This window comes from Arthrobacter oryzae (assembly GCF_030812315.1).
Lineage (GTDB): Bacteria > Actinomycetota > Actinomycetes > Actinomycetales > Micrococcaceae > Arthrobacter > Arthrobacter oryzae_B.
Genome location: NZ_JAUSSM010000001.1, coordinates 183,441 through 209,109, shown reverse-complemented (window position 1 = coordinate 209,109; position 25,669 = coordinate 183,441). Strand labels below are relative to the sequence as shown.

The 25,669-nt window shown below is 67.2% G+C and carries 21 protein-coding genes; 6 read left to right on the top strand and 15 right to left on the bottom strand.

Translation table 11 applies throughout. The annotated features are described in order from the left end of the window. Positions 1–28 precede the first annotated feature (28 nt). The gene (locus J2S97_RS01045; RefSeq protein WP_373460473.1) at positions 29–1,780 is read right to left on the bottom strand and encodes a glycoside hydrolase family 3 N-terminal domain-containing protein; all 1,752 of its coding nucleotides are present in this window, start codon (positions 1,778–1,780) and stop codon (positions 29–31) included. Between the two features lie 94 nt (positions 1,781–1,874). Here J2S97_RS01045 and J2S97_RS01040 point away from each other — a divergent pair, with 94 nt between their 5' ends. Further along, positions 1,875–3,026 (top strand): glutamate--cysteine ligase, encoded by a 1,152-nt coding sequence (locus J2S97_RS01040; RefSeq protein ID WP_307045718.1) that lies wholly within the window; start codon positions 1,875–1,877, stop codon positions 3,024–3,026. A 95-nt stretch (positions 3,027–3,121) separates the two neighbouring features. Here the strand turns inward: J2S97_RS01040 and tsaD are convergent, their stop codons facing one another. Genes tsaD through J2S97_RS01010 form a run of 6 tightly spaced genes read right to left on the bottom strand, consistent with a single transcriptional unit; the run spans position 3,122 to position 8,412 of the window. Beyond that, positions 3,122–4,231, bottom strand: coding sequence for a tRNA (adenosine(37)-N6)-threonylcarbamoyltransferase complex transferase subunit TsaD (gene tsaD / locus J2S97_RS01035; protein WP_307045715.1), 1,110 nt, complete (start codon positions 4,229–4,231; stop codon positions 3,122–3,124). Continuing rightward, positions 4,228–4,719 (bottom strand): ribosomal protein S18-alanine N-acetyltransferase, encoded by a 492-nt coding sequence (gene rimI, locus J2S97_RS01030; RefSeq protein ID WP_307046525.1) that lies wholly within the window; start codon positions 4,717–4,719, stop codon positions 4,228–4,230. The genes tsaD and rimI overlap by 4 nt, the downstream gene beginning before the upstream one ends. A 56-nt stretch (positions 4,720–4,775) precedes the next feature. Next, on the bottom strand, positions 4,776–5,447 hold the full coding sequence (gene tsaB / locus J2S97_RS01025; RefSeq protein ID WP_307045713.1) for a tRNA (adenosine(37)-N6)-threonylcarbamoyltransferase complex dimerization subunit type 1 TsaB: 672 nt from the start codon (positions 5,445–5,447) through the stop codon (positions 4,776–4,778). Further along, positions 5,447–6,028, bottom strand: a complete 582-nt coding sequence (gene tsaE / locus J2S97_RS01020; RefSeq protein ID WP_307045711.1) for a tRNA (adenosine(37)-N6)-threonylcarbamoyltransferase complex ATPase subunit type 1 TsaE — start codon at positions 6,026–6,028, stop codon at positions 5,447–5,449. The genes tsaB and tsaE overlap by 1 nt, the downstream gene beginning before the upstream one ends. Then, entirely contained in the window at positions 6,025–7,278 is a 1,254-nt protein-coding gene (alr, locus tag J2S97_RS01015; RefSeq protein WP_373460472.1) for an alanine racemase, read from the bottom strand. Before alr ends, tsaE begins: the two co-directional genes overlap by 4 nt. A 42-nt stretch (positions 7,279–7,320) precedes the next feature. Beyond that, the gene (locus J2S97_RS01010; protein WP_307045709.1) at positions 7,321–8,412 is read right to left on the bottom strand and encodes a PfkB family carbohydrate kinase; all 1,092 of its coding nucleotides are present in this window, start codon (positions 8,410–8,412) and stop codon (positions 7,321–7,323) included. Positions 8,413–8,504: 92 nt separating this feature from the next. Between J2S97_RS01010 and J2S97_RS01005 the strand changes: the two genes are divergently transcribed. After that, positions 8,505–9,902 carry a family 4 glycosyl hydrolase gene (locus tag J2S97_RS01005; RefSeq protein WP_307045707.1) on the top strand — a complete coding sequence of 466 codons (1,398 nt, stop codon included), beginning with the start codon at positions 8,505–8,507 and terminating at the stop codon, positions 9,900–9,902. A 30-nt stretch (positions 9,903–9,932) separates the two neighbouring features. Here J2S97_RS01005 and J2S97_RS01000 read toward each other — a convergent pair whose 3' ends face one another. Continuing rightward, positions 9,933–10,469: a GNAT family N-acetyltransferase gene (locus J2S97_RS01000; RefSeq protein WP_307045705.1), complete on the bottom strand. Its 537-nt coding sequence runs from the start codon at positions 10,467–10,469 to the stop codon at positions 9,933–9,935. A gap of 121 nt (positions 10,470–10,590) precedes the next feature. On the opposite strand from J2S97_RS01000, the gene mshA reads away from it, so the two are divergent. From mshA to J2S97_RS00985, 3 genes are all read left to right on the top strand, one after another. Next, positions 10,591–11,856: a D-inositol-3-phosphate glycosyltransferase gene (mshA, locus tag J2S97_RS00995; RefSeq protein WP_307045703.1), complete on the top strand. Its 1,266-nt coding sequence runs from the start codon at positions 10,591–10,593 to the stop codon at positions 11,854–11,856. A gap of 65 nt (positions 11,857–11,921) precedes the next feature. Beyond that, a complete protein-coding gene (locus J2S97_RS00990) occupies positions 11,922–13,619 on the top strand; it encodes a formate--tetrahydrofolate ligase (protein ID WP_307045701.1) in 1,698 nt (565 codons plus the stop codon). Between the two features lie 458 nt (positions 13,620–14,077). After that, complete coding sequence (locus J2S97_RS00985) at positions 14,078–14,758, top strand: DUF559 domain-containing protein (RefSeq protein ID WP_307045700.1); 681 nt, start codon at positions 14,078–14,080, stop codon at positions 14,756–14,758. A 45-nt stretch (positions 14,759–14,803) separates the two neighbouring features. Here the strand turns inward: J2S97_RS00985 and J2S97_RS00980 are convergent, their stop codons facing one another. Further along, the gene (locus tag J2S97_RS00980; RefSeq protein ID WP_307045698.1) at positions 14,804–15,316 is read right to left on the bottom strand and encodes a DUF2306 domain-containing protein; all 513 of its coding nucleotides are present in this window, start codon (positions 15,314–15,316) and stop codon (positions 14,804–14,806) included. Positions 15,317–15,414: 98 nt separating this feature from the next. On the opposite strand from J2S97_RS00980, the gene J2S97_RS00975 reads away from it, so the two are divergent. Continuing rightward, positions 15,415–16,038: a MerR family transcriptional regulator gene (locus J2S97_RS00975; RefSeq protein WP_307045696.1), complete on the top strand. Its 624-nt coding sequence runs from the start codon at positions 15,415–15,417 to the stop codon at positions 16,036–16,038. Positions 16,039–16,153: 115 nt separating this feature from the next. On the opposite strand, the gene J2S97_RS00970 is transcribed toward J2S97_RS00975, so the two are convergent. From J2S97_RS00970 to glgX, 6 genes are all read right to left on the bottom strand, one after another. Continuing rightward, positions 16,154–16,672: a hypothetical protein gene (locus J2S97_RS00970; protein ID WP_307045694.1), complete on the bottom strand. Its 519-nt coding sequence runs from the start codon at positions 16,670–16,672 to the stop codon at positions 16,154–16,156. A gap of 182 nt (positions 16,673–16,854) precedes the next feature. Then, positions 16,855–17,940 carry an inositol-3-phosphate synthase gene (locus J2S97_RS00965; RefSeq protein WP_307045692.1) on the bottom strand — a complete coding sequence of 362 codons (1,086 nt, stop codon included), beginning with the start codon at positions 17,938–17,940 and terminating at the stop codon, positions 16,855–16,857. Positions 17,941–18,101: 161 nt separating this feature from the next. Beyond that, a complete protein-coding gene (mgrA, locus tag J2S97_RS00960) occupies positions 18,102–19,139 on the bottom strand; it encodes an L-glyceraldehyde 3-phosphate reductase (protein ID WP_307045690.1) in 1,038 nt (345 codons plus the stop codon). A gap of 107 nt (positions 19,140–19,246) precedes the next feature. Then, positions 19,247–21,001: a malto-oligosyltrehalose trehalohydrolase gene (treZ, locus tag J2S97_RS00955; protein ID WP_307045688.1), complete on the bottom strand. Its 1,755-nt coding sequence runs from the start codon at positions 20,999–21,001 to the stop codon at positions 19,247–19,249. Continuing rightward, positions 20,998–23,343, bottom strand: coding sequence for a malto-oligosyltrehalose synthase (gene treY, locus J2S97_RS00950; protein WP_307045687.1), 2,346 nt, complete (start codon positions 23,341–23,343; stop codon positions 20,998–21,000). Before treY ends, treZ begins: the two co-directional genes overlap by 4 nt. Beyond that, the gene (gene glgX, locus J2S97_RS00945) at positions 23,340–25,592 is read right to left on the bottom strand and encodes a glycogen debranching protein GlgX (protein WP_307045685.1); all 2,253 of its coding nucleotides are present in this window, start codon (positions 25,590–25,592) and stop codon (positions 23,340–23,342) included. Before glgX ends, treY begins: the two co-directional genes overlap by 4 nt. Between the last annotated feature and the right edge of the window lie 77 nt (positions 25,593–25,669).

Genomic DNA, 25,669 nt, shown 5'->3' with positions numbered 1-25,669 from the left:
GGGCTACTGCGCCGCCAGGCAGCGGCGCTCAGCAACCGCTGCCGGGGGCGTAAGGCCCGACGGCGACGGGCAGCTTTCCGGGGGCGGTCGCCTTTCCCGCCAGGACGGCTGCCAGGGCGTTGAAGGATTCCTGGCTGCGTCCGTACAAGGCAACTTTTGCGGGTGCTGCCGAGCCTGCCAGCGACCACGGCGCATCAAGGGCCACCACGACATCGCCTTTGGCCGGCGGCTGGTCGTATCCGATAAGCGTCACGAGGGGGCCGGCGCCAAGGTCGATACCGGCCGCACGGGCGGCCTGGGCAAAACGGGCGCGGTCCTGTTCACTGCCGCCGGCCAGCCGGACACTCCCGGGCACCATCGCACCGTGGCACGGGCCGGCAAGAACCGTGACTGCCGCGGCGGAAACACGCTGGGATAGGGCGGAACCGCTGCCCGGCGCGGCGCCCGGCGGTGCAGGGGTCCGGGCACGCCACATCATCATGGTCACCACGCGCTGTGCCGCCTCTTCCAGGCGGGGAAGCGGCACTGCGCCGGAATTGACGGCACTGACCACTGCCGCGTGCGCCGCGGCCACGTCCCCGGGCATCAGCAGCAGGTCCGCACCCGCGGCCAGGGCCCGCGGCGCGGCGGACTCCCCGGGGAACTGCTTATGGACTGCGCCCATGTTGAGGGCATCCGTTACGGCAACGCCCTTGAAGCCCATTCCGCGCAGGGCCTCGTAGCTCGGCTTGGACAACGACGCCGGAATCCCCGGCTCCAACGCGGGGACGGAAATGTGGCCCGTCATGATCATGGGGAGGCCGGCATCGATGGCGGCCTGGAACGGTTTCCAGTCCCTCGCCCGGAGTTGCTCCACCGTGGCCTTCTGCACGGGCAGGCTCTCATGCGAATCCACGGCCACAGAGCCGTGTCCGGGGAAGTGCTTTGCCGAGGGCAGGACCCCGGCTGACAGCATCCCTTGGGCAAAGCCGACGCCAAGGCTTGCCGCAGCGTCCGGATTGCCGGACATCGCCCTGGCGCCGATGGTGGGATCCTGCGGCCCGGCGGTGACATCAGTGGCGGGCGCGAAGTCCGCCGTGAATCCGAGCCCGGCCAGCTCTGAAGCCAACGCCTTGCCGGCGTCGGTTGCCAGCGCGACGTTGCCTGCGGCGCCGTAACTCATGGGAGCCGGCCATTCCGTCAAAGGAGCGCGGAGCCGGGCAACCATGCCGCCCTCCTGGTCCACACCCACGATGGCAGGCCAGGTGCGTCCGTCCGCCCCGGCCGCTTTCTGCAGGCGGCCCAGACCGGCTGCCATGGCGGCCGTGTCCACGGTGCCGTCGGCGGCCTGCGGCACGTTGTCGCCCATGACGATTGATCCCGCGAGGTGCAGCCGTTCCATGGTGGCGGCGTGGGCCGCGAAATCGGTGCCGGCGAAGAAGGGCATCAGCACCTGTCCGGCCTTCTGTTCAACGCTCATTTTGGCAACGGCCGCCCGTGCAGCGTCCTCGTCCTTCTGCTGCGGACCCCAACCCAGTTGCCGCTCCCCCGGGGCCGGCGCGGAAGGTTTTGGCGCGGCCGGGCGGCCCGAAGATCCGGGTCCGGAGGCGGGGGCACTCCCCGAGGGCGTGGCCGAGGCGGTGCCCGGCGACGTCCCGGATCCGGACGGAGCGGGCACGCCGGTGCAGGAGACGGAGGCAATCACTGCCGCCGTCACCGCGATTGTGGCTGCTGATTTGAGCACTGTTCCGGCCACTGAGTTCTTGTGAGCACTTTCACTGCGTCCCTGAGTCCAAGCCATCAACTCGATGCTACCCCTGCACTAGACTTGAACCACCCGTTGCCCGCCCGCAGGCGGCTACGGCAGCGGACGGCGGAAACAGTGAAGGGACCACATGAAGATTGATTTCGCTTCATCCAGGCAATCAACTCTTGGTGTGGAATGGGAGCTGGCCCTGGTCAACGCCCAGACCGGCGAACTTGCCTCCGTGGCCAACGAGGTGCTCCGCGGCGTTTCGGCCAACCATCCCGAGCTCAATGAGGATGACGAACACCCCCACATCAAGCAGGAACTCCTGCTGAACACCGTGGAGCTCGTCACCGGCATCTGCGAAACAGTGGCGCAGGCCAAAGCCGACCTCAGCAGTTCGCTCGCCGCCGTCCGGGAAGTCACAGATCCCATGGGCGTTGAAGTGTTCTGCGCCGGAAGCCACCCTTTCAGCCCTCCCCAGCTGCAGCCCGTGACGGACAAGGCCCGCTACGCCAAGCTGATTGACCGCACCCAGTGGTGGGGCCGCCAGATGGTGATTTACGGAGTCCACGTCCATGTGGGCCTGGACAGCAAGGACAAGGTCCTGCCGGTCCTGGACGGCTTGGTGAACTACTTCCCGCACTTCCAGGCGCTGTCCGCCTCCAGCCCGTTCTGGGGCGGCGAGGACACCGGCTACGCGTCCCACCGTGCGCTGATGTTCCAGCAGCTGCCCACCGCCGGCTTGCCCTTCCAGTTCTCCACCTGGGCCGAGTACGAGTCCTATGTCGAGGACATGTTCACCACCGGAGTGATCGACACCATCTCCGAGATCCGCTGGGACATCCGCCCGGTCCCCAACCTCGGCACCATCGAGATGCGCATCTGCGACGGTCTGGCCACCCTGGAGGAGGTCGGCGCCATCGCCGCCCTGACCCAGTGCCTGGTGGACGAATTCTCCACCACCTTGGACAACGGCGGCACCATTCCCACCATGCAGCCCTGGCACGTCCAGGAAAACAAATGGCGTGCCGCCAGGTACGGCCTCGACGCGATCATCATTCTCGATGCCCAGGGCAACGAGAAGCTGGTCACCGAACACCTGCTGGAAACCCTGAACCGGCTCGAACCTGTGGCCGCTAAACTCGGCTGCTCAGACGAGCTTGCCGACGTCGAAAAGATCATCAGCCGTGGCGCCGGCTACCAGCGGCAGCGCCGTGTGGCCGCCGAGCACGGCGGCAACCTCCAGGCCGTGGTGCTGGACCTGGTCAGGCAGATGCGGAACGGCCCCACCGCCTGAGCCCTGCCCCACCGCCCGAGCCCTGCCCCACCGCCCGAGCCGCGGCGCACCGCGCAGTGCACTGGCAACGGCGCCGGGCACCCGGAACCGCCCGGCTAGGCCGAGACCGTGGTGACCGGCATGGACGAATCCGGGGCGAAGCCGATTCCGCTGGGATCGATGCCGGCCATGACCAGCTGGGCCCCGAGGGCGGCCACCATGGCACCGTTATCCGTGCACAGCTCGAGCGGCGGAACGGTCAGCCTGATCCCGGCCGAGCTGCAGCGCTGTTCGGTGAGCTGCCGCAGCCGTGAATTTGCCGCCACGCCGCCGCCCAACAGGAGTTCGGTGATGCCGTTTTCCCTGCAGGCAAGCACCGCCTTGGACGTGATGACGTCCACCACCGCCTCCTGGAAAGCAGCCGCGATGTCCGCCACCGGAACGTCCTCCCCGCGGGCTTCGAACTGTTCCACGCAGCGGGCGACGGCGGTCTTCAGCCCGCTGAAGGACCAGTCGTACCGGTGCGGGCCGGGTTCATCCGCGGTGCCCATGTACTTGGGTTGCGTCAGTCCGCGCGGGAACCGGATGGCTTTCGCGTTGCCGGTGCGGGCGAGCCTGTCGATGGCCGGTCCGCCCGGGTAGCCGAGCCCCAGGAGCCGTGCCACCTTGTCGTAAGCTTCCCCGGCAGCGTCGTCGATGGTGGATCCCAGCAGCTCGACGTCGTCGGTGATGCTCCTGATCCGGAGGATTTCGGTATGCCCGCCGGATACCAGCAGGGCGCCCAGGTTCTCCGGCAGCTCGTTCCCCGGCAACGAACCCGTGAACGGCCGCGGGCCGCCGTCGTCCGGCTGCAGCAGGCCAACGCCGACGTGCGCCACCAGGTGGTTGATGGCGTAGAGGGGCTTGCCCGTGGCCACGGCGAGCGCCTTGGCGGCGCACACGCCCACCATCAGCGCTCCCGCCAGCCCGGGACCGGAGGTGACGGCGATCGCGTCGACGTCGTCGAGGGTTACCTCCGCCTCCGCCAGGGCTTCCTGGAGCGTGGGCACAAAGGCGTCAAGGTGGGCGCGGGACGCGATTTCCGGGATGACGCCGCCGAAGCGCACATGCTCGTCCATGGAGGACGACACGGTGTTGCTGAGCAGAGCGGTTCCGCGCACGATGCCTACGCCCGTCTCATCACAGGAGGACTCGATGCCCAGGACAAGGGGCTGCGTTCGGTTCATGGGGTGTCTGCCTCCGTTGCCGGCGAGTGGTCTGTGCTGGGCGGTCTTGCCACAAGGCTGGAGTCCTGCAGTTGGAGCCGCATGATCAGGGCATCCACGCCGTCCCGGTAGTACCTCGGCCGGACGTGGATCTGTTCGAAGCCGAACCGCCGGTAGAGGCCCTGGGCGCGGGGGTTGTCAGCCCGGACTTCCAGCAGCACGTCCGCCGCGCGGCGCCGTCGGCTTTCTGCAATGAGCTCGGTCAGCAGGGCCGACCCGATGCCTTTGCCTTCGCATTCGGGTACCACCGCGATGGTCTGCACGTCCGCGATCGGTTCGATGCACATCAGCCCGGCGTAGCCCACAATCTCGCCGGCAATTTCGGCGACGAGGTAATGGCGGGTTTGGGCCTGCGCCAGTTCGTCATGGAACATCTGGAGCGGCCATGCGTCGACGGGGAACAGCCTGCGTTCGAGCACGTGCACGGCGGGGATGTCCGCCCCGTTCATGCTGCGCAGCGTCACCCTGGCCGGCGTGGTGCCGTCTGCGCCGCCGGCAATGCCGTTCACAGCGCACGCTTCCGGGGCCCGGGGACCTGGGCATCGGACTCGCGGAGGTACAGCGGCGTCGAGTCCAGCAGCTGCTCCCCTGCGGCAAGCCTGGCCAGGGCGAACTGGCCCAGGAAGAGGGCGTCGGGCTGCTCGGAGCTGAAGTCCGGATCGGCGCGGAGTACGTCCTCGTAGATGCCTGCGCCGGCGCCGTAGGCCGGGAGGTCGGGAAGGTTGGCTGCGAATCCCACGTGCGGACCGTCCACCAGCCGGGGCAGCTGGCCGTCAGCGAGGGAGTAGCGGGCCCAGTAGACCTCTTTGCGCCGGGCGTCCGTCGCCACCAGGAATTCCGGCACGGCGGAGGTGGATTCCGCCACTTCCAGCGCCATGGCGTCCAGGCTCATCAGGCCGTACAGGGGTTTGCCCCATACGTAGGACAGTGTCCGCGCAGTGGCGATCCCGGACCGGAGTCCCGTAAACGGCCCCGGGCCCACGCCGGTGACGATCGCGTCGATGTCCGCGCCGGTGACTCCCGCGTCGGCGAGGAGTGCGTCGATGCCGGGGGCCAGGACTTCGGCGTGGCTGCGGGTGTCCTCGGTGGAGAAACTCGCCAGCACCCCTTCCGGCGCATCGTCCGAAACCAGCGCCGCACTGGCCACGGCGGAGGTGTCGATGGCAAGGATGAGCATCAGGAGTTCCCTTTCAAGGCGGCAGGCAGCAGCGGCTGCTCAGCCCAGCGCGGGCCGAAGCCGCGGATCAAAATGGTGCGGGGCTCGTCGTCGTCGTCCGTGTCAAAGTCCAGCACGCCGGCCGACGCGTCCTGCGTGGAGGCAGCCGGCGCGGAGGCGCCCAGCGGCCGGTGCAGTTCGACATCGAGCAGGCTGTCACTCAGGTGTTCCACCCGCCCCCTGCCCCACTCCACCACGGTCACCGTGCTGTCCATGGTGTTTTCGAGGTCGATGTCATCGATTTCCGCCGCGGATTCCAGCCGGTAGGCATCCACGTGCACCAGGTCGGGGCCGCCGGGGCGAGGCCCGTCCGCAAGGTTGGGATGGATGCGGACCAGGACGAATGTTGGGGAAATGATGCCGGCCCGCACGCCAAGGCCTTCGCCGAGGCCCTGGGTGAAGGTGGTCTTGCCCGCTCCGAGCTCGCCCGTCAGGATGACCAGGTCGCCCGCCTCGAGAACGGCGCCGAGGGCCGCCGCGAGGGCATGGGTCGCCTCGGCGCTCTGCGCCGTCAGGGACAGTTCCCACTGCGGATCGCTCATCGTCCCTCACCCTGACCGTCGGCGTGGCCTTCATTGACGTGGCCTTCGTTGATGTGGCCTTCGTTGATGTAACGGCGCGGGACACGCGGGCTGATGCGGGTCACGATCTCGTAGTTGATGGTGCCGGCCGCGCGTGCCCAGTCGTCCGCCGTCGGCCCGCCGTCCGCGCCGTCGCCGAACAGGACCGCTTCGGCTCCCAGCACGCTGGCTCCGCCGGACGCCACACCGCGGGGTCCCAGGTCGATCACCATCTGGTCCATGGCGATCCTGCCCACCACGGGGTAGTTGCGGCCGTCAACCCGGACGGGGCCGCCCGTGGCCACGCGCGGCACGCCGTCTGCGTACCCCAGCGGGATCAGCCCCAGGGTGCTTGCACCGCCCGTGTGATAGTTGAGCCCGTAGGAGACGCCCTGGCCGGCGGGGACGTCCTTGCAGTGCGACACCTTGGTCCGGACTGTCATGGCGGGGCGGAGTCCCAGCTCGGCCGGCGTCTGGCCCTCGAATGGTGAGAGCCCGTAGATGCCCAGGCCCACGCGGACCAGGTCGAAGTGCGTGTCCGGGCGGGAAAGCGTGGCGGGGGTGTTGGCCAGGTGCCGGACTTCGGGATCCACCCCGGCGTCCTCGGCGATTGCCAGGACTTCGCGGAAGGCCTGCAGCTGCTGATCCGTTTCCGGGCGGTGCGGTTCGTCCGCCACGGCAAGGTGGGAGAAGATTCCCACCACGCGGAGCAGGCCCTCGTCCTGGTATTCCATGGCTTCGCCCACCAGGCCGTCCCAGGCCTCCAGCGTTACGCCGTTGCGGCCAAGGCCCGTGTCCACTTTCAGGTGGATGCGCGCGGGTCGTTCCTGCTCACGGGCGGCCCGGACGATCTTTTCCAGTTCCCAGCCCGAACAGCCGATGTCGATTCCGGCGGCAACCGCGGCACCGAAGTTGCTCTCCGGCGTGTGCAGCCAGGCCAGCAGGGGGGCCTCGATGCCCGCGGCGCGCAGGGCCAGCGCCTCGGAAATATGCGCGACACCAAGCCAGCGCGCCCCGGCCTCGAGCGCTGCCCGGGCCACGGGAACGGCACCGTGCCCGTAGGCATCCGCCTTCACCACGGCCATGACCTGGGCCGGCGACGCGACCGCCGCCACGTGGCGGACATTGTGCCGGATGGCGTCCAGGTCGATCACTGCTGAGCGTTCGTCGGCGGGGTCAGACACTGCGTCCGGGACGGGCCGGACGTCGCCGCCTGCTGCTGGGTATGTCACCCTAGTGATTCTAGTGGCGGCGGCGCGGGCGGCTTAATTCACCTAGGCGTCGGAGAGGTGGGCGATCGTGGCAGTGGCCCGGCGCAGCGCCTGCGGGGGAACATCGCGGACGATCTCCTGAAGGAAACTGAACCGCCGCAGCCACTGGCTGCTTTGCCGTTCAGGCCTTGCGTTGGCCCGCTTCCACCAGTCGGCGATGTCTCCCCAGCCCGGCGCGGCCAGGGAACCGCCCACTTCCTGGACCGCCAGGGACGCGCACAGGTTCGCGAACCGGAGCCGGTCCGCCAGCGGCCAGCGCGCCAGGCTGCCGACGATGAACGCCGCGCCGAAGCAGTCCCCGGCCCCGGTTGGGTCGTAGGCCGAGACCGGCAGTGATGGCACCCATTCCTCCTCCCCCGTTTCGGAGTCCACGGCCATCGCGCCCTGCGGTCCCAAAGTCACCACCGCCACGGGAACCCGGTCGGCGAGCGCATACAGTGCCGCCCACGGCGTGTCCTTGCCTGTGAAGGCCATGGCCTCGCGCTGGTTGGGCATAAAGGCGTGGAAATACCGCAGGTTGTCCAGCCGTGTGGAGGACCACTTGCCGGTGGCGTCCCAGCCGACGTCGCCAAAAAGCTTGACCCCGGCGCTGTGGGCGGCAACGGCCCACGGGGCGAGTTCCTCGTCCAGGTCTGCGACGGCGGCCAGCGCCGCCGGCGGCGCACCGATCAGCTCCGATGAGGTGACGGGTGCGGGGTGGCCGTGGGTCACCATGGAGCGGTCGTGCTGCACGCTGAGGGATACCGTCACGGGCGAGTGCCAGCCGGGAATGCGCTTGGAAAGGGACAGGTCCACGTGTTCCTGGGCAGCCAGGATCTTCCAGTTGTAGTCGCCGTAGCCGTCGTCGCCGAACGCTGCCGCCAGCCCGGTCCGCAGCCCCAGGCGCGCGGCGGCGATGGCCTGGTTGGCCACGCCGCCCGGGCAGCTGCCCATGCCCTCGCTCCAGATCTCCGTACCCGGTTCGGGCGCGTGCGGCAGTCCGGTGAAGATGATGTCCTGGAAGACCGTCCCGGTCAGGAGCAGATCGAAGCTCCCGTCCGCGGGAGTGCGGACGTGGGAGAGCGGGTCGAACCGGCGCTCTGGTATCGCGTCCATGTTCGGCAGACTACGCCCTCGTGCCTGCCCTGCAAAGTGCCGCGCCGGGGCGGGACCGGCCCGCGCCGCCTTCCCGGAATAGACTGCGTGTTATGCGGCTCATGATTGCCGGTGGCGGCGGGTTCCGGGTCCCGCTCGTGTACCGGGCGCTCTCCTCCGGCCCGTTCGCGGGGCTGGTGCGCGAGCTCGTCCTGTTCGACGTCGACCCCCTGCGGCTCGCCGCGATCGAGGCCGTCCTCTCATCGATGGCTTCCGGCCCCGCCGGGCCCGGACCCGCCGTCCGGACAACCACGTCCCTGTCCGACGGGCTCGACGGTACGGACATGGTGTTCGCGGCCATCCGTCCGGGCGGAACGGCAGGCCGGATAGCCGACGAACGCGTTGCCCTCGGCCTGGGCCTCCTGGGCCAGGAAACCACGGGCGCCGGCGGAATCTCCTACGCCCTGCGGTCCATCCCCGGGATGCTGGAGCTGGCCCGCGAAATGAAGGAGCGCTGCCCGGAGGCCTGGCTGGTCAACTTCACGAACCCGGCCGGAATGGTCACCGAGGCGCTGGTCCCGGTGCTGGGCAGCAGGGTGATCGGTATCTGCGATTCGGCCGGAGCCCTGGTGCACCGGGCGGCCCGCGCGGCCGGCGCCCCGCTGCCTGAGGGAAAGCTCGACGGCGTGGGCTACTACGGGCTCAACCACCTCGGCTGGCTGTACCGGCTGGAGGCCGGCGGCAAAGACCTGCTGCCCGGGCTGCTGGCAGACGCACAGGCCCTGTCCGGATTCGAGGAGGGCCGGCTCTTTCCGCAGCCCTTCCTCCAGTCCCTGGGCTGCCTGCCCAACGAGTACCTGTATTACTACTACGACACGGGGCGGGCAGTCGGCGCCATCCGAGCCATGGCGCAGACCCGCGGCGAGTCCATCCACGAACAGCAGTCCGGGCTGTACCCCGCACTTGCCGCGGCCGGCCCCCGGGCTTATCAGCTCTGGGACGCCGCCCGCCGGTCCCGCGAGGAAGGCTACCTGGCAGAGGCGCGTGCCAGCGGCGAACAGCGGGACGAGGACGACCTTGCCGGCGGCGGCTACGAGCGGGTTGCCCTCGGCGTGATGCGTGCCCTGTCCGGCGAGGCGTCCGGTGTGTCCGGCGGCGCGTCCGGTATGTCCGGAGGGGGTGCCGAGCTCATCCTGAACACCCCCAACGCCGGTGCGGTTCCCGGATTGCCGGCGGACGCCGTCGTCGAGGTTCCCTGTGTGGTGACGCCCGACGGCGCGGTGCCGCTGCCGCAGGACCGACCGGCTGACGCGCAACTGGCCCTCATGCAGCGGGTCAAGGAGGTGGAGCGGCTGACGGTGTCCGCGGCAGCGCACGGCCGGCGCGACGACGCCGTCCGGGCCTTCGCGCTCCACCCGCTCATCGATTCGGAAGGGCTCGCCGTCGAACTGCTCGCCGGCTACGAAGCGGTGTTTCCGGCGCTCGGGCTGCTGTGGCGCGGCACGGACTAGACCTACAGTCCCGGATTAGGCCCGCAGTACCTACAGCTTCCGGTACATCAGGTGCAGCCCCACATAGCCCAGCGTCGGATGGTTGAAGGCCTCCGGGATGGTGGCCAGGACCTCGAATCCCATGGCCTGCCAGGCGGCCACCGCGCGGACGTTGCTCTCCACCACGGCGTTGAACTGCATGGCCCGGAAGCCTGCCGCCCTGGCCGCGTCCAGCGAGTAGGCGCAGAGTGCCCGGGCCAGCCCCTTGCCGCCGTGGTCAGGGTGGACCATGTAGCCGGCATTGGCCACGTGGCTCCCTCCCCCGCCCTGGTTGGCATGCAGCTCGCCGGTCCCCAGCACCTGCCCGTCCCGGACTGCCACGAAGGCCTGGCCGGGGGCGTCCTTGAACCAGCGTGCCCGGGCGTCGTCCTCCGTGGTGCCGCGGTCCCACGTGAAGGTGTCGCCGGCCCTGATGACGGGCTCCAGGATCGCCCACATGCCGGGCCAGTCGTCGGCGGTGGCGGGACGGATTTCGATGCCGGCTGCGGGGCTGGCTGAAGCTGCGGCTGGGTCTGCGGTTGCGCTCACAGGCGACACGTTAGCAGGAGGGCTGCGGTTACTGTGCGCAGGACGCAGGACGCTGTGAAGGCCGGGGCAGTACAGGAGTAGTGTTTTATCGGATGCAGTTCCGCCAGTCGAAGGGAGAGCCGTGACTCTGATCCGCCGTGTCGCGTTCCTTTCCCTGCACACCTCGCCCATGGAACAGCCCGGTTCCGGTGACGCCGGCGGTATGAACGTCTACGTGCGGGGGCTGGCCTCGGCACTTGCCGCAAGCGGCGTGGAAGTGGAGATCTTCACGCGGTCCACGTCATCGGGACAGCCCGCCGTCGAGCACCCGGACCCCGGCGTGTGCGTCCACAACGTGATCTCAGGACCGCCGCGGAAGCTGCCCAAGGAGGAGCTTCCGGAGCTGCTGCACAGCATGGTGGCCGAGATTGAGCGCATCCGGCAGCGTCAGCCGCACGGCCGGTACGACGTCATCCATTCGCATTACTGGGTCTCCGGGGTGGCCGGCCTGGAGCTCTCCAGCCTCTGGGGCGTGCCGCTGGTGCACACCATGCACACCATGGCCAAGGTCAAGAACCTCCTCCTGCACTCCGGCGAGAAGCCCGAACCGCGGCGGCGGGAGGACGGTGAACACCGGATTGTGGACGGCGCGGCACGGCTCATCGCGAACACCCCGGCCGAAGCCGCCGAGCTCGTCTCGCACTACAACGCCGACTTCGACCTCATAGACGTGGCTCCCCCGGGCGTGGACCTGACGGTGTTCACTCCGGCGTTCCGGAGCCGTTCCCGGGCGCAGCTCGGAGTACCTGCCGGCAAGTTCCACCTGCTGTTCGCCGGCCGGATCCAGCGGCTCAAAGGCCCGCAGATCCTCCTCAAGGCAGCGGCCCTGCTCCGCTCCCGCCGCCCGGACATCGACCTGCAGGTCACCATTTTGGGCGCCCTGAGCGGGGCTAAGGACTTCGACCTGAAGTCGCTGATCAGCGCCGCGGGAATGGACGACGTCGTCACCCACCATCCGCCGGTGAACGCACCGGATCTTGCCGCCTGGTTCCGCGCCGCCGACGTCGTGGTGATGCCTTCCTACAGCGAGTCCTTCGGGCTGGTGGCGCTGGAAGCCCAGGCCTGCGGGACCCCCGTGGTCGCCACCCGGGTGGGCGGCCTGTCCCGGGCGATTTTCGAAGGACGGACCGGCCTGCTGGTGGACGGGCACAAGGCCGCGGACTGGGCGGACGTATTGGAAGCGCTCTATGATGACCCCGCCACGCGCGAGGACATGGGGCGGGCTGCAGCGGTGCAGGCCCAGAGCTTCGGGTGGCAGCGGACCGCCGCCATCACGCTGGAAAGCTACCATGCCGCCGTCGACCAGTACATTGATAGTCACAGAATTCCGGTGGGCCACACGCCCTGAGCCGGGCAGCGCCGGGCGGGAACCCCCGAACGGCTTTCCCTGAAGCCACGAACTGAAGGACAAAGATGTCTGACGCCGACGCCATGAGCGACCTCGAAATTGCCCAACGCGCCACCATGCTGCCCATCGGGGAAATCGCCGCCGCGGCGGGCATCAATGCTGACGCAGTGGAACTCTACGGCCGGTACAAGGCAAAGATCGACCCTGCGAGGCTCACGGACCCGTCCGGTGTGCCGGACCGCCCGCAGGGCAGGGTGGTGCTCGTCTCGGCCATGTCCCCCACACCGGCGGGCGAAGGGAAATCCACCACGACGGTGGGGCTGGCTGATTCGCTGGCCCGGGCCGGGCGGAAGGTGATGATTGCGCTGCGCGAGCCGTCGCTGGGTCCCATCCTCGGCATGAAGGGCGGCGCCGCTGGCGGAGGGCTTTCCCAGGTACTGCCCATGGATGAGATCAACCTGCATTTCACCGGCGACTTCCACGCCATCACCTCCGCGAACAACGCACTCATGGCCCTGGTGGACAACCATATTTTCCAGGGCAACGACCTCAACATCGATCCCCGCCGGATGACGTTCAAGAGGGTGCTGGACATGAATGACCGCTCGCTCCGCGAAGTGGTGATCGGCCTCGGCGGGCCTGTCCAGGGCATTCCGCGTCAGGACAGTTTCGACATCACCGCGGCGTCCGAGATCATGGCTGTCTTCTGCCTTGCCACGGACATTGCCGATCTGCGCACCAGGCTGGGCCGCATCACCTTCGGCTCCACGTATGACCGTGAGCCCGTGACTGTGGCCGACCTGGGAGTCCAGGGCGCGCTGACCATGCTGCTTCGGGATGCGATCAAGCCCAACCTCGTGCAGACCATCGCCGGCACGCCCGCCCTGGTGCACGGCGGACCGTTCGCCAACATCGCGCACGGCTGCAATTCACTGATCGCCACCCAGACGGCCCGCCGGCTGGCGGACATCGTGGTCACCGAAGCCGGCTTCGGCGCAGACCTGGGGGCCGAAAAGTTCATGGACATCAAGGCGAGGGTGGCTGACGTGGCGCCGTCCGCCGTCGTGCTCGTAGCCACCGTGCGGGCACTGAAGATGCACGGCGGCGTGGCCAAGGACCGGCTGAAGGAGCCCAACGTGGAGGCCCTTGCCACCGGCGTGGCCAACCTCCGGCGGCACATCCGTAACGTGGAGAAGTTCGGGATCACACCGGTGGTGGCCATCAACAAGTTCGCCACGGACACCCGGGAAGAGCTCGAGTGGTTGCTCGAGTGGTGTGCCGGCGAGGGCGTGCAGGCTGCCGTGGCTGATGTCTGGGGCCGTGGCGGCGGCGGGGACGGCGGCGACGAACTCGCGGCCAAGGTGCTGGCAGCACTCGACGCCCCGCACAGCTTCCGCCACCTGTATCCGTTGGAACTGTCTGTGGAGGACAAGATCCGGACCATCGTGCAGGAAATCTACGGGGCCGACGGCGTGGACTTCTCCGTCCCGGCCCTCAAACGGCTGGCCGACATCGAGAAGAACGGCTGGGCGGGCCTGCCCGTGTGCATGGCCAAGACGCAGTACTCATTCAGCGACGACGCCACCAAACTCGGCGCGCCCAAGGGCTTCACGGTCCACGTCCGCGACCTCATCCCGAAGACGGGCGCAGGGTTCATCGTGGCGCTGACGGGCGCGGTGATGACCATGCCCGGCCTGCCCAAGGTCCCGGCGGCAATGCGGATGGACGTGGACGACACGGGCAAGCCCATCGGCCTCTTCTAGACCCTCTCTCACTTCCTGCCCCCCTCCCGCCGACGCTCTCTCACTTCCCGCCGGTTCTTCCCCGACGCTCTCTCACTTCCTGCCGGTTCTTCCCCGACGCTCTCTCACTTCCTGTGCATGCAAGGACTACCTGTGGATATCTTCTGCGGCGTCATCGAGTTTCGCGTCACAATGCCAGCATGCAAAAGTGCAAGAATCTGCCTGGGCCGCTGGCAACTGCTCCGTTCACCTTGGATTCGGCGAGGGCCTCAGGAGTTTCCCCGGACCGACTGCGGCGGAATGACGTGATCCATGTTGGACGCGGACTTTACCGCCCCTCGGACTGGAGCTTTGAATTGGAAGGCGCGGCACGGGCGCTGTCTGCCGCATCGCCCGGTGCCTGGATTTCACACGTGACTGCAGCACGGCTTCGGTGCCAACTGTTGCCGCCCTGGTTGGCGGACTCGACGGAGCTCCATTTGAGCAAGCCCAGGTCCTTACCCTCCGTGCGCCGCAAGGGCGTTCTCGGCCATACGGTCTTTGCCCGGGAGGACGAAATTGAATCGGTCGACGGCATCCAGATCAGCACCCGGTCGCGGACGTGGCTGGATCTGGCGCGGCGGCTGTCGGTAAGTGACCTCGTGTGCATGGGCGATCAGATAATCCGCGTTCCGCGAGTGGACTTCGAGGGCCGGACGCAGCCCTACGACACCTTGGACGGGCTCCGGTCCCTGGTCGGCCGCCATCCAAACCTGCAGGGCGTTGTGCGCGCCAGGGAAGCCCTGGACCTGATGCGCGTGGGGGCAGACTCAGCACCCGAGTCGCTGCTCCGCTTGGCGATAGCCGATGCTGGCCTTCCTGAACCGGACCTCCAGCTGGCACTGCGGGATGCTGGCGCCATATCCCCGAGCGCCGATCTCGGTTACCGTCACCGGCGAATCGCCATCCAGTACGACGGCGAGCATCACCTTCTTGACGCTCAGTCCCTGAGTGACAGGCGGAGGAACAAGGCGTTCGAATCGGCCGGCTGGACGGTCCTGATATTCGACAAGGACGATCATGCTGACGGCTTCCAACGCGCCGTCGGGAAGATCAAGCGGGCGCTGCGCACTGCGTGGCTGGATCATCCCCACGCATCCGGCTTCGCCGACGCGGGATGAGAGAGCGTCCCGCCACAGCCCACCAAAAGTGAGAGAGCGTCCCGGCTAAACGCGCAGGAAGTGAGAGAGCGTCCGGTCTTGCGAACCGCGCGATGCGCCCCCCGTGCGGCCGCCGCGCTTGAGCGAAACAAACACCACCACAACGCTCAGCACCACCAGCCCCGCCACGTACGCCGCGGTGGCCGGGTCCTCGGCGAGGAGCTGCGGAATGGCCCGTCCCGGCACGGCGACGGCAAAGATGAACGCCACGGCAGTACCGATGTAGCTGCCGATCATGTTCCCCAGGTGCGACGGGATGTTGCGGCGGATGGCACTGACCAGGCCAAGGGTGACCGTCACGATGGTGAAGGCGGACAGCCCGTGCAGCCAGGTGAAATGCCCGGCCGTCACAATCCAGAAACTGCTGAGGCAGACGTAGTACATGGCTGCCAGCCACAGGTAGCCCATGGTGCGATGGATGCGGTCACGGCGCCGGCGAAGGATTTGGAAGGGTCCGATCGCGAGGACGAACAGCGCGGCGATCACGTGGCTGACAAGCAGTACATTCCAGTGCTCCATAGCCTTAGGATAGAGCCACTATCCAACGTGTGTACATCAGGATAGTTGGCGCCGGATCCGCTATCCAATGGTTCCGGACCTTCGCAGGGAGGGCGGGCATGCAGCTCAAGGATCTCAGCGGGCAGACGGGAGTCTCGTCCGCCAGCATCAAGTACTACCTGCGCGAGGGCCTGCTGCCGGCCGGCGAGACCGTCAACGCAACCCGCGCTCAGTATTCGGCCAAGCACGTCGAGCGCCTCGAATTGATCCAGGCGCTCCGCCGCATAGTCGGACTGAACATCGAGCAGATCCGCGGCATCCTTAGAATGGCCGACGACGGCGCCCCGCGCCTTGCACTCCTAGCTGCGGTTCAGCGCGTGGTGCTGGACCTGGACACCCCCGCCGCCGGCAGTGGCGACGTCCGCACACCGGCGACTGACGCCGTCGTGCGTATCCGGAACTGGCCCGATTATCCCAGCGACGCCCGGAACGCCCTGAACGCCCACCTCGAACTGATGGAAAGCCTCAACATCCCGGTGTCCGGCGAGCTCCTGGACGCCTACAGCAAGGCAATGGACGACGTCGCCGGGCTCGACATTGCGGCCACGACTGCCCCGTACAGCGTCGACCAGCTCATTCTCACCGCTGCGGTCGGCATGCACATGCACAGCCAGCTGCTGCTGAAGCTCCTCGCCCTTGCCCAGGCGAGCCATGCCATCCGGCGCTACGAACCGGGCGCGTAAAGCGCGACACTCTCCCACCAAAAGTGAGAGAGCATCGCGCGAAAACGCACCAGAAGTGAGAGAGCGTCTCCGGAAGCTTCAACGCGTCGTTGCCACCCCAACCTGGACCCACCGCTCAGTCGCTGGAGCTTTCCCTGCTGACAAGGAGAATCAGCTTGTACAGGTACCGGGGCTCGCCCGATCCAAGCTCAGAGTTCCAGTCACGGGTGATATAGACGGAAACCTGAGTGCGGAGGTCGTTGACAGGTGTCGTCTGACATCCGTAGTTACTAACTCCGTTCTCGACCGGGCTCTTTTCGTCGACTGAAAAGTCGAGGCACTCGGAGAACTTCAGAAGGTAGCCGGACTCCGTGATCATCCGTATAATGTCTTCAGCCCTCGGAGCATCGTAACGCTCCCAGATCCTCTGGATCCCCGGGCAACGGACGGCGACGCAATACGCTCCCGGTCCCTTGATGTTCTCTGTCGTCAAGGTCCATCCGTCAGTCACCACGAACTGGTCGGCGGCCGCCCTGACACGCGGGACCGCGGCTGCGCTTTTGTTGTAGTCCACCGCAAGAAACGCGGCAATGCCGGCGGCGAAGATGGCCATGACGGAGACCGCCGCGATAATACCCTTGAGCCACCCCTTCATGCTGCTCCCCCAGTCAGCGACCACTTCGGTCGGTTCAGTGTAGCGCCAAGCACATCCCGCCCCCACGCAAAACGCTCCCCCACCAAAGTGAGAGAGCGTTAAGCCAAAACCTGCAGGAAGTGAGAGAGGATCGCCCAAAACCGTGCAGGAAGTGAGAGAGCGTCCGGGGTGGGTGGTGGGGCTTAGCGCTCCAGGTCTCCGCGGATGAAGGCCTCGACCTTTTCACGGGCGAGGTCGTCGTTGAACTGCTCCGGCGGGGATTTCATGAAGTAGCTCGATGCGGAGAGCAGCGGGCCGCCGATGCCGCGGTCCAGGCCGATCTTGGCGGCGCGGATGGCGTCGATGATCACGCCGGCGGAGTTGGGTGAGTCCCAGACCTCAAGCTTGTATTCGAGCGAAACCGGAGCGTCGCCGAAGTTGCGGCCTTCGAGGCGGACGAAGGCCCACTTGCGGTCATCGAGCCACTGGACGTAGTCGGATGGGCCGATGTGGACGTCCTTGGCGGCCAGTTCGGCTTCGACGTTGGACGTGACGGCCTGGGTCTTGGAGATCTTCTTGGACTCGAGGCGGTCGCGTTCCAGCATGTTCTTGAAGTCCATGTTGCCGCCGACGTTCAGCTGGTAGGTGCGGTCCAGCGTGACGCCGCGGTCTTCGAAGAGCTTGGCCATGACGCGGTGCGTGATGGTGGCACCGATCTGGCTCTTGATGTCGTCGCCCACGATGGGGACGCCGGCCGCGGTGAACTTGTCCGCCCACGCCTTGGTGCCGGCGATGAACACGGGCAGCGCGTTGACGAAGGCCACACCGGCATCGATCGCGGCCTGGGCGTAGAATTCGGCAGCTTCCTGCGACCCGACGGGCAGGTAGCAGACCATGACGTCAACCTTGGCGTCCTTGAGGGCCTGGACAACGTCGACCGGCTCTGCAGGGGACTGCTCAATGGTTTCGAGGTAGTACTTGCCGAGGCCGTCCAGGGTGTGGCCGCGCTGGACGGTCACGCCGGTGGGCGGAACGTCGGCAATCTTGATGGTGTTGTTTTCGCTGGCCAGGATGGCGTCGGCCAGGTCAACGCCGACCTTCTTGCCGTCGACATCGAAGGCTGCAACGAATTCAACGTCGTTGACGTGGTACTTGCCGAACTCCACGTGCATCAGACCGGGAATCGTTGCCTGGGGGTCGGCATCCCGGTAGTAGTGGACACCCTGGACCAGGGATGCGGCGCAGTTACCCACACCGACAATGGCAACACGAATCGGATTTGAAGACACGGAACTCCTTTGAGAACAAACTTCACGTGCCCGGCGCGGCTGCACTCTGATGTGCGGCGGCGGCTGATGGGCACAGCGCCATTGGGCGCCCTTGCATTCTAGCTAACACCGCCGGGGCCGGAGATGTTCCCGCCAGCCCCGGCGGCTCTGTTACGCGTTGGCTACTTCTGCGCCCAGAGGTTGATATCGGATTCGACGGCGAACTCGTCGATCGCCTTCAGCTCCTCCTGCGAGAACGCCAGGTTGTTGATGGCGGACAACGTGTCCTCCAGCTGCTTGACGCTGGACGCCCCCACCAGGGCGGACGTGACAGGTGTGCCCTTGGGCTGGTCGCGGAGGATCCAGGCGATGGCCATCTGCGCCAGCGACTGCCCGCGGTCGGCCGCGATCTTGTTGAGTCCGCGGACGCGGTCCAGCTTGTCCTCGGTCAGGGACGACTCGGACAGGAACCGTTCCTTGGCCGCACGCGAATCGGCCGGGATGCCGTTCAGGTAGCGGTCGGTCAGCATGCCCTGGGCCAGCGGCGAGAACGCGATGGAACCCGCACCAACCTCTTCGAGCGCCTCGTAAAGGTTCGGCGTTCCGTTCTCGGTCCAGCGGTTCAGCATGGAGTAGCTGGGCTGGTGGATGAGCAGCGGGGTGCCGAGCTCCTTGAGGATCCGGGCCGCCTCGATGGTCTGCTCGGGTGTGTAGGAGGAGATGCCAGCGTAGAGGGCCTTGCCGGAGCGCACGGCGTAGTCCAGCGCGCCCATGGTTTCCTCCATGGGTGTTTCCGGATCCGGGCGGTGGCTGTAGAAGATGTCCACGTAGTCCAGGCCCATGCGCTGCAGGGACTGGTCCAGGCTGGAGATCAGGTACTTGCGGGAGCCCCACTCGCCGTACGGGCCGGGCCACATGTAGTAGCCGGCCTTCGTGGAGATGACCAGCTCGTCGCGGTAGGGCTTGAAATCGTCCTGGAGGTGGCGGCCGAAGTTGGTTTCGGCGGAGCCGTCCGGCGGGCCGTAGTTGTTGGCCAGGTCAAAGTGGTTGACGCCCAGGTCGAAGGCGCGGCGGAGGATGGCGCGCTGCTCATCGAAACGCTTGTCGTCGCCGAAGTTGTGCCAGAGGCCAAGGGAGATGGCCGGTAGCTTGAGGCCGCTGCGTCCGACGCGGCGGTAGGGCATGGATTCATAGCGGTTGTCCGCTGCCGAATAAGTCATATGATCTATCCTGCCAGCTGTGACGCAGGCTACAGCCAACAAGTCCGTTGTTACGCCGCGGGCTGACATGAACAGCCCGCGGCGCAACAGCAAAGCGGATCCGGCGGTTAGGCCCGCAGAATGGCCGCACTCCAGGGTGCCAGCACCAGCGAGGCGCCGTCCGGCTGTGTTGCCTCATCGGTGGAGAGCAGCAGGGTTCCGCCGGCGTCGTCGAGCTTGACCGTCTGTTCCGAGAAGTTCAGCACCACGTGCACGTCTCCGCGCCGGAACCGCAGCCAGCCCTCCTCCTCGGTGTAGTCCACCGCGGTGTCAGTGAACCCCAGGCCTGCGAGTTCCGGAGTACTGCGCCGCAGCGCGGTCAGTGAGCGGTAGAGCTCCAGGAGGCGGGCGTGGTCGCCCTCCGTGGCCTCACCCCAGTTCAGTTTTGAACGCCGGAAGGTTTCCGGATCCTGGGGGTCAGGCACGACGGCGGGATCCCACCCCATGCGCTCGAACTCCTTGATCCGGCCTTCCGCCGTCGCCTTGCCCAGCTCCGGCTCGGGGTGCGAGGTGAAGAACTGCCAGGGCGTGGTGGCGCCGTATTCCTCCCCCATAAAGAGCATGGGGGTGAACGGGGACGTCAGCGTGAGGACGGCGGCCAGGGCCAGCTGCCCGTAGGAGAGCGACTGGGACAGCCTGTCGCCGGTGGCGCGGTTGCCGATCTGGTCGTGGTTCTGGCTGCACACCACCAGGGCGGCAGGGTGCACCAGCCCGGTGTTGATGGGCCGTCCGTGGTGCCGGCCGCGGAAGCTGGAGTAGCTGCCGTCGTGGAAGAACCCGACGCGCAGGACCTTGGCCAGGGCGCCCAGCGAGTTGAAGTCGCTGTAGTACCCCTCGGTTTCCCCGCTGATGTTCACGTGGACCGCGTGGTGGAAATCGTCGCTCCACTGACCCTCAAGGCCGTACCCGTTGACGTCCCGGGGGTACAGCAGGCGGGGGTTGTTGAGGTCCGATTCGGCGATCATGGTGATCGGCCGGCCGGTTTCGGTGGACACGGCGTCGCCCAGGGCGCCGAATTCCTCCAGGAGATGGACCGCACGTTCGTCCTTGAAGGCATGCACGGCGTCGATCCGCAGCCCGTCCACGTGGTAGTCGCGGAGCCACATGGCCGCGTTGTCGAGGATATAGCGGCGCACCTCGTCGGACCCGCCGCCGTCCAGGTTGACCGAGTCGCCCCAGGTGTTCCCCTCCCCCGACTTCAGGTAGGGCCCGAAGCGCGGCAGATAGTTCCCGCTCGGCCCCAGGTGGTTGTACACCACGTCCTGGATGACACCCAGGCCCGCGCGGTGCGCCGCGTCCACGAAGCGCTGGTAGGCGGCAGGCCCGCCGTAGCCCTCATGGACGGTGTACCAGAGGACGCCGTCGTAGCCCCAGTTGTGGGTGCCGTTGAAGCCGTTGACGGGGAGGAGTTCCACGAAGTCGACGCCGAGCTCCTTGAGGTAGCCCAGCTTTCCGGCCGCGGCCTCAAGGGTGCCCTCGGTGGTGAAGGTGCCGATGTGCAGTTCGTAGATGACGGCGCCCTGCAGCTCCCGGCCCCGCCAGTCCCCGTCCGCCCACTTATGGGCGGACGGTTCAAAGGTGCGGGACAGCGAATGGACGCCCTCCGGCTGGCGGCGGGACCTGGGATCCGGCAGCGGAGTGGTGTCCGTTCCGGGCAGGTAGCCGTAGTCAACCTCGCCCTCGGAGGGGGCACCGGGGGCAGTCCACCAGCCCCCGCCGCGCTGGCTCATCGGGTATTCAGAGCCGTCCGCCACCAGGGTGATGGCGTTGACGTCGGGTGCCCAGATATCGAAACGATGGCTTCGGCTTGCAGTGGACGTCATCCGTGGTTCTCCGTTCCTGTGGAGGTGGCAGGGCTGGCGGGGACGAGCAGGGCAACGGGGTACGTGGCCAGGACGTCCGCAACGGACACCTGCCCGGGCCCGAAGCTGGCGCCTGTGAGCTCATCGGTCATCGCAGCCGGGAGGGTCACCGAGGTGTCCCGCCAGCCGCCTGACTGTTCCAGCCGGCGCGGCAGCCGGGTGGCCAGCGTGACGGCACCGGTCAAGCCGGTTCCGCGGCTGAAGGCCACCAGGTGCGCCGCTGCCGGGCCGGCCGCGGCGAGTGCCGTGTAGCCGGTGAAAAGCTCAGGACGGTCACGCCGGAGCCGGAGTGCCCGCGATGCCACCAGCAGTTTGGCGGCGTCATCCTGGTACGACGCCGGACGCTCACCGGCGTCGAGGGCGGCCAATGCCCGCTGCCTGGCCGCAAAGTCGACAGTCCGGCGGTTGTCCGGATCGGTGAGGGAACGGTCCCAGAACTCGGTGCCCTGGTACACGTCCGGCACTCCCGGCATGGTCAGCTGCACCAGTTTCGCGGATAGTGCGTTCGCGGCGCCGTACGGCTCCAGGAGGGCCACGAAGGACTCCAGTTCCGCACGGACGTCCGGGTTGTCGAACGCGGCGTCGACGGCGGCGGCCAGCTTCTGCTCGAACGCTTCGTTCGGGTCAAGCCAGTCGGTTGAGTTCCCGGCCTCGCGCGCAGCCTTGGTGGCGTACTTCTGCAGGCGTTCCCGGGAAGCCGGCCAGGCGCCGGCGATGGCCTGCCACAGGAGGCTGGCCAACGGCCCGTCGGGCAGCGGGGCCAGTTCCTGCAGCCTGGTCAGTACCTTGTCCCATTCCGCCACGAATTCGGAGATCACCGAAATCCGGGCCCGGGTGTCCTCGCTGCGCTTGGTGTCGTGCGTGCTGAGCGTGGTCATGGAGAGCGGCAGTTCGGCTTCCCGCCGTAACATGCGGCGGTGGAACTCCGCCGGGTCGAGGGCGAACTCGGTGGGATCGGCGCCCACCTCCGTCAGGGTCCCCAGCCGGGTGTAGCGGAAGAACGCGGTGTCCTCCACGCCCTTGGCCATCACCATGCCGGACGTCTGCTGGAACCGCTGCGCCAGCGCCGAACCGGCGTCCAGCAGCAGCGGCTGCAGCAGCTCCACCGTCTGTGCAAGATCGGGCCGGTTCCGCGCAGCCAGGCTGCAGGCTTCCTTCAGGACTTCCTCCCCGAACGGAAGATAGGTCCGGTACACCGGGAAGGCGGCGATGATCTCGGACAGCGCATCCGCCGCACGTCCGCTGTCGAGGTCCGTTCCCGCCGGAACCAGGCGTCCCAGCCGCAGGATCTCCGAGTGCAGGATGCCGTCGGTGATCCTGCGCTTGGTCCCGCGGATCATCTCTTGGTAGTCAGCGGGTTCGCCGCCGCGGAGCCTGCCGTCGAGCTGGTCCAGGGCCGTCTGGGCCTCGGCGTCGACGAAGAGCCGGTCCACGTCCGCCAGGGCGTCGTAGCCGGTGGTCCCCTCGCATTCGAAGGAGGCCGGAAGTTCCTCGCCCGGTTCCAGGATCTTCTCGATCAGAAGGTACCTACCGCCGGTTACTTCGCGGAGCCGCCGGAGGTAGCCCTCAGGGTCCGCCAGCCCGTCCGGGTGGTCGATCCGGAGCCCGTCCGCCAGCCCCTCGCGGAACCAGCGGACTACCTCCTCGTGCGCCTCGTCGAACACCCGGGGGATTTCCACCCTGACGCCGGCCAGCGTATTGACGGCGAAAAAGCGGCGGTAGTTGAGCTCGTTGTCCGCGCGGCGCCAGCCCACCAGTTCGTAGTTCTGCCGGGCGTGGACGTCGCGGGGGTCATCCCCTTCGGAGTAGCTGCCGTCCGCCAGCGGGAACCGGTGGTCGTAGTAGCGCAGTTCGCCGTCGCGGATTTCCAGCTTGTCGAGGTCGTCATCGCTGCCCAGCACAGGCAGCCGGACGCGGCCGCCGGCGAAGTCCCAGTCGACGTCGAACGCCTCGGCGTAACGCGACTGCTTGCCTTCCTTGAGCAGCGACCACCACCAGGGATTCTGGTACGGCGATGCCACTCCCACATGGTTGGGCACGATGTCCACCAGCACGCCCATGCCGGCGTCCCGGGCTGCCCGGGACAGCGCCTCGAGCCCCTCCGGGCCGCCGCGGTCGGGGTCGACGGTGGACGGATCGGTGACGTCGTAACCGTGGTCCGAGCCCTTTTCCGCCGTCAGGATCGGGGAGAGGTAGACCCAGTCCGCGCCCAGCGACTTCAGGTAGGGCACTGCGGCGGCGGCGTCCTGGAGCGTGAACGAAGGGCGGATCTGGAGCCGGTATGTGGAGACGGGCGTCTTCATGACTCCGCCGGCTTCCTCTTGGTTTTCTTGACTTGCCCCGGCTCCGCGATCATGGGGCTGGTCAGCGCCGCAGTCTCGCTGGTGGAGGTCTGGGACAGGGCCGCGAGCGAAGCCGCCACGGAGTGGTCCGGCTCGACTTCCGGGGTGCTGTGCGCGCGGAGTACCACCAGGGACTTGGCGTCGACGGCCAGGACGCCGCCTGCTTCGACGGGTTCGGTGTCGGCGTTGTGCCCGGCGGTGTCGATGATGACGTCCCAGGCCGGGGCGTGTTCGTCCGATGGCAGGGTGAACTTCACTTCTTCGACGTTCGCATTGAAGTACAGCACGAAGTTGACGTCGGTGATCCGCCGCCCCCGCTCGTCCAGGCCCTGGATGCCGTCACCGTTGAGGAATACGCCAATGGACCGGCCCAAGCCGCTGTCCCAGTCCTCGGGCTTCATGGTGGAACCGTCAACGTCCAGCCATTCGATGTCCGGAAGCCTTTCTCCCTCGCCGCGGAGCACCGGCCTGCCGTCGAAGAATTTGCTGCGGCGGAACGTGGGGTGCCTGTGCCTGAGTGCGTTGACGGCGGCCGTGAACTCCACGAGCGGCTGGTCCACGTTGTCCCAGTTGATCCAGGTCAGTTCGGAGTCCTGGCAGTAGCCGTTGTTGTTGCCTTGCTGGGTGCGCCCCAGTTCGTCGCCGTGCAGCAGCATGGGGACACCCTGGGAGAGCAGCAGCGAGGCGATGAAGTTGCGCTGCTGCCGGGCACGGAGGGCCAGGACCTTGGGGTCGTCGGTGGGGCCTTCGGCGCCGCAGTTCCAGGAACGGTTGTGGGATTCGCCGTCGTTGTTGCCTTCGCCGTTGGCGTCGTTGTGCTTCTCGTTGTAGGACACCAGGTCCGACAGGGTGAAGCCGTCGTGGGCCGTGACGAAGTTGATGGATGCCACCGGCCGGCGTCCGGAATGCTCGTAGAGGTCGGCGGAGCCGGTGATCCTGGAGGCGAACTCGCCCAGGGTGGACGGTTCTCCCCGCCAGAAGTCGCGGACAGTGTCCCGGTATTGGCCGTTCCATTCCGTCCACTGCGGTGGGAAGTTGCCCACTTGATATCCGCCGGGGCCGACGTCCCAGGGTTCGGCAATGAGCTTGACCTGCGACACCACGGGGTCCTGCTGGATGAGTTCGAAGAAGGTGGACAGCTTGTCCACGTCGTAGAATTCGCGGGCCAGGGTGGAGGCGAGGTCGAACCGGAAGCCGTCCACATGCATTTCGGTGACCCAGTAGCGCAGGGAATCCATGAGCAGCTGCAGGGAGTGGGGGTGCCGGACGTTGAGCGAGTTACCAGTGCCCGTGTAGTCCATGTAGTGCTTCTCGTCGCCGTCCATGAGCCGGTAGTAGGCGGCGTTGTCGATGCCCTTGAAGGACAGCGTGGGGCCCAGGTGGTTGCCTTCGGCGGTGTGGTTGTACACGACGTCGAGGATCACTTCGATGCCTGCCTGGTGCAGCGAGCGGACCATGGCTTTGAAGTCCTGGACCTGCTGCCCGACGTCCCCCGTGGAGCTGTAGGTGTTGTGCGGGGCGAAGAACCCGATGGTGTTGTAGCCCCAGTAGTTGTTGAGGCCCTTGTCTTGGAGGATGCCGTCGTTGACGAACTGGTGCACGGGCATGAGCTCGATCGCGGTGACGCCCAGCTTTTGCAGGTGGGAGATGACCGAGGGGTGGGCCACACCGGCGTACGTGCCGCGCTGGTCCTCCGGAACTTCGGGGTGCAGCTGGGTCAGGCCCTTGACGTGGGCCTCGTAGATCACCGATTTGTGGTACGGCACGCGGAGGGCGTGATCGCCGTTCCAGTCGAAGAACGGGTTGATCACCACGCCCATCATCATGTGCGGCGCGGAGTCGGCGTCGTTGCGGGAATCGGGATCGCCCATGTTGTAGGAGAACAGGGCGGGGTCCCAGTCAATCTGGCCGTGCACGGCCTTGGCATACGGGTCCAGTAGCAGCTTGTTCGGGTTGAACCGGTTCCCGGAGTCGGGATCGTACGGGCCGTGGACGCGGTAGCCGTATTTCTGTCCCGGCTGGATGTGGGGCAGGTAGCAGTGCCAGACGTAGCCGTCTACTTCAAGGAGCTCGATCCGCGACTCAACACCGTCTTCGTCGAAGAGGCACAGTTCCACCTTTTCGGCTCTCTCGCTGAACAGCGCAAAATTCGTGCCAGTGCCGTTAAAGGTGGCTCCCAGCGGGTATGCCGATCCGGGCCAGACTTCCATGTGTACTCCTCGTGCGAACGAACAAATCTTAGACAGACTACTAGTAAGTAGGATTACTATTAATTTCCCGCGCTTGG

Excerpts from the sequence above, each read along its gene's own strand:
- tsaD (WP_307045715.1), bottom strand. The coding sequence starts at position 4,231 with ATGAACCGAACGCAGCCCCTTGTCCTGGGCATCGAGTCCTCCTGTGAT.
- J2S97_RS00980 (WP_307045698.1), bottom strand. The coding sequence starts at position 15,316 with ATGGAGCACTGGAATGTACTGCTTGTCAGCCACGTGATCGCCGCGCTG.
- glgX (WP_307045685.1), bottom strand. The coding sequence starts at position 25,592 with ATGGAAGTCTGGCCCGGATCGGCATACCCGCTGGGAGCCACCTTTAAC.
- rimI (WP_307046525.1), bottom strand. The coding sequence starts at position 4,719 with ATGAACGGGGCGGACATCCCCGCCGTGCACGTGCTCGAACGCAGGCTG.
- J2S97_RS01010 (WP_307045709.1), bottom strand. The coding sequence starts at position 8,412 with ATGGACGCGATACCAGAGCGCCGGTTCGACCCGCTCTCCCACGTCCGC.
- J2S97_RS00970 (WP_307045694.1), bottom strand. The coding sequence starts at position 16,672 with ATGAAGGGGTGGCTCAAGGGTATTATCGCGGCGGTCTCCGTCATGGCC.
- J2S97_RS00990 (WP_307045701.1), top strand. The coding sequence starts at position 11,922 with ATGTCTGACGCCGACGCCATGAGCGACCTCGAAATTGCCCAACGCGCC.
- mgrA (WP_307045690.1), bottom strand. The coding sequence starts at position 19,139 with ATGACTTATTCGGCAGCGGACAACCGCTATGAATCCATGCCCTACCGC.
- tsaB (WP_307045713.1), bottom strand. The coding sequence starts at position 5,447 with ATGCTCATCCTTGCCATCGACACCTCCGCCGTGGCCAGTGCGGCGCTG.
- J2S97_RS01045 (WP_373460473.1), bottom strand. The coding sequence starts at position 1,780 with ATGGCTTGGACTCAGGGACGCAGTGAAAGTGCTCACAAGAACTCAGTG.
- J2S97_RS01040 (WP_307045718.1), top strand. The coding sequence starts at position 1,875 with ATGAAGATTGATTTCGCTTCATCCAGGCAATCAACTCTTGGTGTGGAA.
- tsaE (WP_307045711.1), bottom strand. The coding sequence starts at position 6,028 with ATGAGCGATCCGCAGTGGGAACTGTCCCTGACGGCGCAGAGCGCCGAG.
- J2S97_RS00975 (WP_307045696.1), top strand. The coding sequence starts at position 15,415 with ATGCAGCTCAAGGATCTCAGCGGGCAGACGGGAGTCTCGTCCGCCAGC.
- J2S97_RS01005 (WP_307045707.1), top strand. The coding sequence starts at position 8,505 with ATGCGGCTCATGATTGCCGGTGGCGGCGGGTTCCGGGTCCCGCTCGTG.
- treY (WP_307045687.1), bottom strand. The coding sequence starts at position 23,343 with ATGAAGACGCCCGTCTCCACATACCGGCTCCAGATCCGCCCTTCGTTC.
- treZ (WP_307045688.1), bottom strand. The coding sequence starts at position 21,001 with ATGACGTCCACTGCAAGCCGAAGCCATCGTTTCGATATCTGGGCACCC.